11 protein-coding genes are annotated in these 9,313 nt (G+C 61.2%); all 11 read left to right on the forward strand.

The window, feature by feature from the left end:
* The first annotated feature begins 137 nt into the window (after window positions 1-137).
* The gene (rplS, locus tag Q4P21_RS13405; protein ID WP_303389256.1) at window positions 138-497 is read left to right on the forward strand and encodes a 50S ribosomal protein L19; all 360 of its coding nucleotides are present in this window, start codon (window positions 138-140) and stop codon (window positions 495-497) included.
* Between the two features lie 15 nt (window positions 498-512).
* Complete coding sequence (gene lepB / locus Q4P21_RS13410) at window positions 513-1,169, forward strand: signal peptidase I (RefSeq protein WP_303389257.1); 657 nt, start codon at window positions 513-515, stop codon at window positions 1,167-1,169.
* 230 nt (window positions 1,170-1,399) lie between these two features.
* On the forward strand, window positions 1,400-2,164 hold the full coding sequence (gene lepB / locus Q4P21_RS13415; RefSeq protein ID WP_303389258.1) for a signal peptidase I: 765 nt from the start codon (window positions 1,400-1,402) through the stop codon (window positions 2,162-2,164).
* Window positions 2,164-2,835, forward strand: a complete 672-nt coding sequence (locus tag Q4P21_RS13420; protein ID WP_303389259.1) for a ribonuclease HII — start codon at window positions 2,164-2,166, stop codon at window positions 2,833-2,835. Before lepB (Q4P21_RS13415) ends, Q4P21_RS13420 begins: the two co-directional genes overlap by 1 nt.
* Before the next feature lie 59 nt (window positions 2,836-2,894).
* Entirely contained in the window at window positions 2,895-3,227 is a 333-nt protein-coding gene (locus Q4P21_RS13425; RefSeq protein ID WP_103467284.1) for a DUF2469 domain-containing protein, read from the forward strand.
* Between the two features lie 122 nt (window positions 3,228-3,349).
* Window positions 3,350-3,706, forward strand: a complete 357-nt coding sequence (locus Q4P21_RS13430; protein ID WP_303389260.1) for a YraN family protein — start codon at window positions 3,350-3,352, stop codon at window positions 3,704-3,706.
* Window positions 3,706-5,259, forward strand: a complete 1,554-nt coding sequence (locus Q4P21_RS13435) for a YifB family Mg chelatase-like AAA ATPase (protein ID WP_303389269.1) — start codon at window positions 3,706-3,708, stop codon at window positions 5,257-5,259. Before Q4P21_RS13430 ends, Q4P21_RS13435 begins: the two co-directional genes overlap by 1 nt.
* Window positions 5,260-5,264: 5 nt before the next feature.
* Window positions 5,265-6,473: a DNA-processing protein DprA gene (gene dprA, locus Q4P21_RS13440; RefSeq protein WP_303389270.1), complete on the forward strand. Its 1,209-nt coding sequence runs from the start codon at window positions 5,265-5,267 to the stop codon at window positions 6,471-6,473.
* Window positions 6,474-6,547: 74 nt separating this feature from the next.
* Window positions 6,548-7,600, forward strand: coding sequence for an LCP family protein (locus Q4P21_RS13445; RefSeq protein ID WP_303389261.1), 1,053 nt, complete (start codon window positions 6,548-6,550; stop codon window positions 7,598-7,600).
* 64 nt (window positions 7,601-7,664) lie between these two features.
* Window positions 7,665-8,600 carry a tyrosine recombinase XerC gene (locus tag Q4P21_RS13450; RefSeq protein WP_303389262.1) on the forward strand — a complete coding sequence of 312 codons (936 nt, stop codon included), beginning with the start codon at window positions 7,665-7,667 and terminating at the stop codon, window positions 8,598-8,600.
* A 213-nt stretch (window positions 8,601-8,813) separates the two neighbouring features.
* Window positions 8,814-9,313, forward strand: a 500-nt coding sequence (locus Q4P21_RS13455; RefSeq protein WP_303389263.1) for a DUF3145 domain-containing protein, incomplete at its 3' end; no start/stop codon positions are given.

Raw genomic sequence — 9,313 nt, forward strand, 5'->3', positions numbered from 1 at the left:
GTCAACAGGAAGGCATGCCGGTGGCCTAGTCTAGGTATCCGGTCCATAACTTTCGATTTTTCATGACTGGCCCTGCGCCGTCCATGATAGTCGTGACACAAAGCAAATGACCTGTGGTGTTTGCCTGGAGTGAGAAAATGCATCTTCTCGATTCTGTTGACGCAGCCAGCCTGCGCAGCGACATCCCCGCCTTCCGTGCCGGGGACACCCTCAACGTTCACGTGAACATCATTGAAGGTTCCCGTTCACGTGTCCAGGTCTTCAAGGGCTTCGTCCTTGGCCGCCAGGGCGATGGCATTCGCGAAACCTTCACGGTTCGCAAGATTTCCTTCGGCGTCGGTGTTGAGCGTACCTTCCCGGTACACTCCCCGGTTCTGGACAAAATCGAAGTTGTCACCAAGGGTGACGTTCGCCGCGCCAAGCTGTACTACATGCGCAACCTGCGCGGCAAGGCTGCAAAGATCAAGGAAAAGCGCGACAACGTTCCCGCCAAGTAACAAGGGATCCGCACTTTGAATCAAGCGAAACGCCAGTCCAGGAAACTGGGCTGGCGTTTTGTTGTTTTTGCAGTGGTCGTCATCTTCGTGTTCTTGGCGCTATTGCGGAACCTGTGGGTGGATGTCTATTTCATTCCCTCCGAATCCATGGAGCCACTGCTGTTGTCCGGTGATCGTGTGCTGGTTTCGCGAACAAGTTTCGCTGGCAGTCCCATTGAACGCGGGGACGTGGTGGTCTTTGATGGACGGGGATCCTTCACGCCGCTGAACTCCGGGACTGGTCCTGTTGCGGAGGGGATCATCGGTGCGGGGCAGTGGCTCGGCCTGGTGCCCAACAACAACATCTACGTCAAGCGGGTTTTGGGCGTCGCCGGTGACACCGTCAAGTGCTGCACCGACGGTGGACTGCTGGAAATCAACGGGGTCCCAGTTTCTGAGAGTTACCTGTATCCAGGGGATGAGCCCAGCGCGTTGAACTTCGAGGTGACGGTGCCACAAGGTAAGTTGTGGCTCATGGGCGACCACAGAAACGTGTCACTGGATTCACGCTCACTGCTGGGTGCTCCCGGCGGTGGCCTGATTTCCACCACCAAGGTCATTGGCTCGCCCTTTGCCACCGTGTGGCCGCTCGGACGCCTCCACGTCATTGACAGCGACACAAGGCTGCCGTAGCGCCCAGGCGCCCATGCCCGACGGCGGTGACCACCACCCAGGCTTCCATCCTGACTTTGCTAAGGAAATGAACGTTGACGCAACACAGTGCTCCTGGGGAACCCGAGGGTTTCGAGCCAGAAAACATCGAGCCCCGGCTCCCGGGCGAGTCGCCTGAGGCGGTTGGTACGCCTTCGCCGACTCAACCGTCCGACGCGCCTGCGCCCTCCTCGACGCCTGATGCTTCGTCAGTGCCTGAGTCCTTCCCGGAAAACAACGACGGCGGCACCGCCACCGCGCGTTTCGGTCGCCAAGCGTGGGCCTGGGGCAAGGAACTGCTGGCTATTGTGGTCATCGCCATCGTGCTTTCCTTCCTGATAAAGACATTCTTGTTCCGTGCGTTCTTCATCCCCTCGGGTTCCATGGAGAACACTTTGCAGATCAATGACCGGATCTTCGTCAACCTGCTGGTTCCCGAACCGTTCGCACTCAAGCGTGGAGACGTCGTCGTCTTCAAGGACACCCAGGGCTGGCTGACTTCAACGCCGGTTGCTGAAGGGCCGCTGAGCTGGATCAACGATGCCGCCACATTCATTGGCTTGGCGCCGGATAATTCTCAGCAACACCTGGTCAAACGTGTCATTGGGATGCCTGGGGACAGGGTTGTGTGCTGCAGCGCAGATGGCAAGCTGACCGTCAATGGGGAAGCGATCACTGAGCCGTACCTGTATCCGGGCGCGGCGCCGTCGGACACCACGTTTGACGTCACGGTCCCTGCAGGGCACATGTGGGTCATGGGCGATCACCGCAACAACTCGCAGGACTCCCGCTATCACCAGACCTTTGACGGGACAGGTTTTGTGCCCATCGCCGACGTCGAGGGCCGTGCAGTCGTGATTGCGTGGCCGTTGTCGCATTGGAGCATCCTGGGTAATTACCCGGACGTGTTCACCAACGTCCCTGACGCCAAGAGCGCAAGCGTTTCCTCGGCACAGCACGCACCTACAGGGCAGTGATGGCAGCCGCTGCCCCCACCCTGGAGTGGGAACGCGAGCTTGCCGCACAGGGCTACCAGCTGGTCGCCGGGTGCGACGAGGTGGGCCGCGGTTCCCTTGCCGGGCCCGTCAGCGTCGGCGTCGTCGTCATCCACGCGGATACTGCCGCAGAATTGCCGGGGGTGAAGGACAGCAAGCTGCTGCGGCCCCTGGTGCGTGAGGCCCTCGTTCCAGCCATTGCCGACTGGGCTGCGGCAATCGCCGTCGGGCATGCTTCGGCACAGGAAATTGACGACGTCGGATTGGTCGCCGCCCTGCGCCTGGCTGGCACGCGTGCCATGGCCCAAGCGGCCACGACGCTGGTGCCCGACTTTGTGATTTTGGACGGCAACCAGGACTGGTTGTCCACCCCGGAGCAGCCTGCCTTGGACTTGTTCGCCGCCGCAGCACAGGCTTCTGCTGTGCCCTGGCGGATCCAGACCCGCATCAAGGCGGACATGACGTGCCTGTCCGTCGCGGCCGCTAGTGTGCTGGCAAAGGTTGAACGCGACGGCATCATGGCGGGGCTCGCCGAACAGTTTCCGGCCTACGGCTGGCAGGCCAACATGGGTTACGGCACGGCCGCGCATCGCACCGCCATTGCCGAGCTAGGCCCCACCGACTACCACCGCAAGAGCTGGCGGCTCATCTAGTTCGTCTTACGGGCCGGTCGTGTTGCGCAAGTGGGGCCCAAGTGTTGCATGATGGAACCATGAGCGCCGAGGATCTGGAAAACTACGAAACTGACATGGAGTTGCAGCTTTACCGCGAATATCGTGATGTGGTGAACCTTTTCAGCTACGTGGTGGAGACCGAGCGCCGATTCTACTTGGCCAACCATGTTGATCTGCAGGCCCGTTCCGCCGACGGCGAGGTCTACTTTGACCTGACGCTGCAGGACGCCTGGGTGTGGGACGTGTACCGCACGGCCCGCTTTGTGAAGAACGTGCGAGTCATCACCTTCAAGGACGTCAACGTCGAAGAGCTGATCAAGTCCGACGATCTGCAGATCCCCAAGGACGGGGAACTCGGGCCGCTGGGCTAACTGGCCGCCCAGAGGGGTGTTCCTTCCTCCACAGCACACGCTCTTATGCTGTCTGTGCACATTTGCCGCCGCTGAGCTATTTTGCCGCGCCAATGCCAGCCAAGCTGGCAGTGGAGGCGGTCATGAAAGCAAAAGATGTATTGGGCCAGACCGGTGAACGGCTGGCCGCGGACTATTTGGAAGACCATGGCATCAGGGTCATTGACAGCAACTGGCGGTGTGCCAGCGGCGAAATTGACCTGGTCGGGCTCGACGGTGGCGAACTTGTCATTGTCGAAGTCAAAACACGTAGTTCCAGGCGTTACGGCGATCCGCTGGAGGCACTGACCCGGGCCAAGCTGGTGCGCCTGCGCACCCTGGCGGTGCTGTGGGCGCGGGAACACCAACGGGTTGCTGCTCCGCTGCGGATTGATGCCGTAGGCATTGTGCTGGGCCGTACATCCGCTCCTTGCATCGACCATCTGAGGGGTGTGGCTTGATGGGTATGGGGCGGGCGCTGGCTGTTGCGTTGGTGGGGCTCAACGGCCATGTCATTGAGGTGGAGGCAGACATCGGCCAAACCCTGCCAAATTTTATTCTGTTGGGCCTTCCAGACGCCTCCTTGTCGGAGGCCCGGGAACGAATTCGTTCTGCCGCGCAGAATACCGGGATTCCGCTGAGCCGACGCAAGATCACGGTGAACTTGGTGCCTGCATCGCTGCCTAAGAGAGGCTCCGGTTTTGACTTGGCCATTGTGATGGCGGCATTGAATGCCGCCGGGGACGTGCGGCGCACCGGAGGCACAGTGTTTCTGGCTGAGTTGGGGCTCGACGGGCGGCTGCGGTCCGTGCGTGGAGTGCTGCCGGCCGTGCTCGCCGCCTACAGCGCCGGACACAGGGAATTTGTGGTGGCGGCAGCCAACCTGGGCGAAGCCCAATTGGTGAGCGGAGCGAAGGTGCGTGCCTATGACTGCCTGGCGCAGGTGGTCCTTGACTTCGATGCAGACCCGAAGGATCTGACAGCGCTCGATGCAGGCTGGGACTCCGGCACCGTGCCCGCCGAGGCAATACAAACAACGCCCGACGGACAGGCTGGGATGGACTTGGCGGAAGTGGCCGGACAGCCGGTGGCCCGATTGGCCCTGGAGATTGCCGCGGCCGGTGGCCACCACTTGATGATGGTGGGCCCGCCTGGTTCAGGCAAGACCATGCTGGCCGAACGGCTGCCCGGACTCCTACCGGATCTCAACGATGTCGAGGCGATGGAAGTCACAGCCATCCACTCCTTGGAATACAGAAGCAATGGACTCGTCTCGTTGATGCGCCGACCGCCCTATGAGCGGCCGCACCATTCTGCCAGCACCGCTTCCATTATTGGCGGAGGCAGCGGCATTCCGCGCCCGGGCGCTGCCTCACGGGCACACCGCGGCGTTCTCTTCCTTGACGAGGCCCCCGAGTTCGACAAGAGGGTCCTTGATGCCCTGCGGCAGCCTCTGGAGAGTGGTGAGCTGGTGCTTCACCGCTCTGCCGGAACTGCGGCCTACCCTGCCCGCTTCCAACTCATTATGGCGGCCAATCCATGCCCCTGCGGAAAAGCCACGGGAAAGGGAATCAACTGCGAGTGCACGCCCATGGCCCGCAGACGCTACTTCGGCAGGCTTTCAGGCCCGCTGTTGGACAGGGTAGATATCCAGCTTCAAGTCAACAAGCTGCAACTTTCCCAGCTGGCCAGCACCGAGCCCCGCGAATCCAGTGCGCAAGTTGCCGGGCGTGTCCTGCTCGCACGCAACATTGCCAGCGAAAGGCTCAAACAGTGGGGATTGGTCCACAATGCTGATTTGAGCGGCCGGATCCTGCGCGGCCCGCTGCGACTGGGTGGCCACCATACGGCGCTGCTGGACAAGGCAATGGGCACGGGAGTGCTCAGCGCACGCGGCTACGACAGAGTGCTGCGCTTGGCGTGGACCGTGGCGGACCTGCAGGGACTGGAGAGGCCTGGCAGCGATGATGTTGGGCTGGCACTGACATTGCGGCAAAGAGGAGAAGGACTGTGAACACCATGAACCAAGGCAGCGGCATTGCAGCTGAGACGGCCTTGCGCAACGCACGAGCAGCCCTGACTCGCTTGATGGAACCGTCAGACTCGCCGGGGCTGGCGCTGATCCGGGCGTTGGGTCCGGAAGACGCGCTGGCTTTGATCGGCAGTAGTGATGCCTCCCACGCCGCCGTGGAGCAGCATGTCGCAGAGATTCTCAACGAGGCGGGTACGGAACGTTGGTCAGGGCTGGCCGAGGCATTGGGGCGGTGGCGACCACGGTTGGCTGACATTGCCCCTGAACGGGATTTGGCTACTGTGGCACGGCTTGGTGGCAGGCTTATAATCCCCGAAGACGACGATTGGCCGCGGTGCTTCGATGACCTTGAACTGGCGGCACCCATCGCCTTGTGGTGTAGGGGGAGAAGGCAGCCGATCCCTGCGCAAGGCAAGTGCATTGCGGTGGTTGGTTCACGGGACAGCACCAGCTACGGGGCGAACGTCGCTGCTGAAATTGCCAGTTCGCTTGTGCAGCGCGGATTCACGGTAGTCAGCGGCGGAGCCTACGGCATTGATGCCCACGCCCACCGCGGTGCCCTGGCAGCGGATACAGATCCGAACCAGCTGCCCACGCTGGCTGTTATGGCCGGGGGAGTGGACAGGTTCTACCCTTCCGGCAACGAAGATCTGTTGCGCACCATTGCAGAACGATCGATGATCGTGGCCGAAGTGCCTCCTGGTACCAACCCCACACGCTATCGCTTCCTGCAACGAAACCGCCTTATAGCAGCACTCTGTTCAGTCACGGTGGTCGTGGAAGCCCGGTGGCGTTCAGGAGCACTCAACACCGCTCACCACGCCGAACGGCTGAGCCGAGTGGTAGCTGCAGTACCGGGATCGGTGTATTCGGCAAATTCGGCCGGGTGCCACAGGCTGCTGAAAGAGGGCAGTGCCGTCTGTGTTACGGATGCCGCTGACATCGCTGAACTGGCAGGGGCCATGGGGGAGCATCTTGTGGTTGAGCCACAGGTGCAGGCCGCGCTGTATGACGGCTTGGGCACCGCTGACCTTTTGGTGATGGATGCATTGCCGTTGCGCACCGCGACAAGTGTGGAAAAGCTATGTGTGGTTGCTGGTCTGGGTGCAGCCACCGTGCTGTCCGGGCTTGGACGGCTTGAAGTGCAAGGGTTGGCCGAACGACGAGGGGGTGGATGGGTGCGCCGTGCCCAATAACGTGCTCGTCGACGACAACACCTTGGCCAAGGTTCTGCACGGGATCAGGACAAACCCCATCCTGGAATGGCAGGATGTCCACTATGAGTGCCGATGCCCAGAACCCAGTCCCCCGCCACAGACGGCGCAGCAAACGTAGGAATGTTCTGCTGATTGTGTTGGCGCTGGTCTTGGTGGGCCTGTTGGCTGGAGTCGTCGGTGTGGTCTATGTTGGCAACTTGTCCCGCAGCTTTGACAGCAAGTCGGAGACCATCTCCAAAGCTTTCCCCAGTGAAACGCTCAGGCCGGTCAAACCCACGCAGGGGCCGGCCGCCGAGGCCATGAACGTGCTGGTGTTGGGCAGTGACAGCCGCGGTGCGTCGCTGAACCTCGCCGAAGAAGGTGACCCGTCCGATCAACGATCAGACACCATGATGTGGGTGCAGATACCGGCCGATCGCAAGAACATCTACCTAATGTCGATCATGCGCGACACTTGGGTCGAGATCCCTGGCTTCGGGGAAGCGAAAATCGACGCTGCCATGGCCTACGGGGGAGTGCCGCTGGTGGTGCAAACACTTGAGGGTATTTTCAACAACCGAATAGACCATGTGGCCATCGTCAACTTTGACGGGTTTAAGGCCATCACCGACGCCCTCGGCGGCGTGGAGGTGGACGTGCCACTGGACTTCACCACTTTGCACGGAGGGATTACGTTCAAGGCCGGCCCGCAATTGCTCAACGGCGATCAGGCACTGGACTTCGTGCGGGAGCGGTACGCCTTCCCCGACGGGGACTACCAAAGAGTGAAAAACCAGCAGATCTTCTTCAAAGCCGTGCTGAACAAGGTTCTCTCGCCGTCCACACAGACAAACCCAGTCAAGGTGATGGACCTTGTGGACAAGGTTTCCCCCTACGTCAGTGTCGATTCCGGACTCAAGTCATCCACTCTCGGCGCGCTTGCGCTCAGCCTGAAAAGTGTGCGGGGCTCAGATGTCATTTCCTTCACCTTGCCCACCCTGGGGACGGGAAGCAGTGCCGATGGACAGTCGATTGTACTCAGGGACGACGCCGCAATCGCCGCCATTTCCACGGCTCTGAGTGAAGACACGTTGGGGGCATACCTCAAATCTGCCGGATTGGGCTAACGAAGCCGGTCCGTTCGCGGCGGGGCAAGTTGCCCCAAGGCTTCCAACAGCGCACAGTGGAGTTGTGGATCTGGAAGAACGCGCTGCCCTGCCTGCTGCGCTGGCACAGGCGGCCGAGGCCTTTGAACGATATTTGCGTACGGAGCGCGGCCGTTCCGAGCACACTATTCGCGCCTATCGCGGTGACATCGATGCGCTGTTGATTCATGCCGTTGCTGAAGGAAACACCACGCTGACAGACCTGGATCTGGGTTCCCTGAGGCGCTGGCTCGGCGAGCAAAGCGCCGCTGGCACAGCCCGCTCAACGTTGGCCCGCCGTACGGCCACGGCTCGTAGTTTTACTGCTTGGGCACTGCGTGAAGAAATCATCGCCGTTGATCCGGCGCTTCGGCTCAAGGCTCCCCAGCGAGAGAAGACACTGCCGGCAGTCTTGCAGCAACGGCAGATCAGCCGGCTTCTTGAATCAATGGCCATGGATGCGCAATCACACGAACCTGTGGCCCTTCGCGACTTGGCCATGGTAGAGCTGCTATACGCCACCGGTATCCGTGTAGGTGAACTTGCCGGGCTTGACGTTGATGACGTGGATCGTGAACGGCGTACCGTCACAGTTTTGGGTAAGGGCAACAAGGAACGAACTGTCCCCTTTGGTGTACCTGCCGATACTGCTCTCGGGCAGTGGATTCAGGTGGGAAGAAAAGGACTGCTTAGGGCGCACAGCGGTGCTGCACTGTTCCTGGGTCTACGCGGCGGACGGATTGACCAGCGGACGGTGCGGACGATGGTTGATAGGCTCTTTGCCGCTTTGGGGGATACCTCCGCCACTGGGCCGCATACGTTGCGTCACTCGGCGGCCACTCACCTGCTCGACGGCGGGGCTGACTTGCGGGCCGTGCAGGAAATCCTGGGCCACAGCTCATTGGCAACAACACAGCTATACACGCACGTCTCAGTGGAGCGGCTGCGGGACAGCTACCGCACGGCACATCCACGCGCATAGTCGAGTGAAATTCCGTCATAATGCCGGCTCTGGCCCTTCCGGTGGCGCAAAGCGCCCGGCTACGGCAGAATGAAAGACAGCTAAAGAGAAACAAGCAATGTCCGGCCATGAAGGCCGGACGATCAGGGCCCGTTCACAGCGGATCCACGCAACCGCTGTTTCATCCTGAAGAAGGTCGTTGGGGAAGACGCACCTACTGCAATGGAGGATGGAATGAAGGTAGAAAACACGCGTGGTGTCTTGTTTGTGCACTCAGCCCCGGCTGTGATGTGCCCGCACATTGAGTCATCCATTGCCGGTGTAATGGATCAGCGCACGGACTTGCAGTGGACTGCACAGCCCGCGGCGCCCAATGTGCTGCGCACTGAATTTTCCTGGCGCGGCCCTGCCGGAACCGGAGCGAGGCTGGCCTCGGCGCTGCGCGGCTGGGCCAACGTGCGCTACGAAGTCACCGAAGACCCCAGCGCAGGTGTTGACGGCTCGCGCTGGTCTCACACGCCGGAGCTGGGGATCTTCCACGCCGTCACCGACGTCCACGGAAACATCATGGTCGCTGAAGACCGCATCCGCTACGCCTACGAGGCGGGCAAGGGTGACCCCTCCATCGTCTATCAAGAGTTGTCATTGGCCCTCGGCGAAGCGTGGGATGAGGAGCTCGAGCCTTTCCGTCACGCAGCCGCCGGAGCCCCCGTGCGCTGGCTCCACCACGTAGG

This window comes from Arthrobacter sp., assembly GCF_030540645.1.
Lineage (GTDB): Bacteria > Actinomycetota > Actinomycetes > Actinomycetales > Micrococcaceae > Specibacter.

Coding starts and splice junctions, on each gene's coding strand:
- rplS (WP_303389256.1), top strand. CDS start 138: ATGCATCTTCTCGATTCTGTTGACGCAGCCAGCCTGCGCAGCGACATC.
- Q4P21_RS13420 (WP_303389259.1), top strand. CDS start 2,164: ATGGCAGCCGCTGCCCCCACCCTGGAGTGGGAACGCGAGCTTGCCGCA.
- Q4P21_RS13425 (WP_103467284.1), top strand. CDS start 2,895: ATGAGCGCCGAGGATCTGGAAAACTACGAAACTGACATGGAGTTGCAG.
- Q4P21_RS13430 (WP_303389260.1), top strand. CDS start 3,350: ATGAAAGCAAAAGATGTATTGGGCCAGACCGGTGAACGGCTGGCCGCG.
- Q4P21_RS13435 (WP_303389269.1), top strand. CDS start 3,706: ATGGGTATGGGGCGGGCGCTGGCTGTTGCGTTGGTGGGGCTCAACGGC.
- dprA (WP_303389270.1), top strand. CDS start 5,265: ATGAACCAAGGCAGCGGCATTGCAGCTGAGACGGCCTTGCGCAACGCA.
- Q4P21_RS13445 (WP_303389261.1), top strand. CDS start 6,548: ATGTCCACTATGAGTGCCGATGCCCAGAACCCAGTCCCCCGCCACAGA.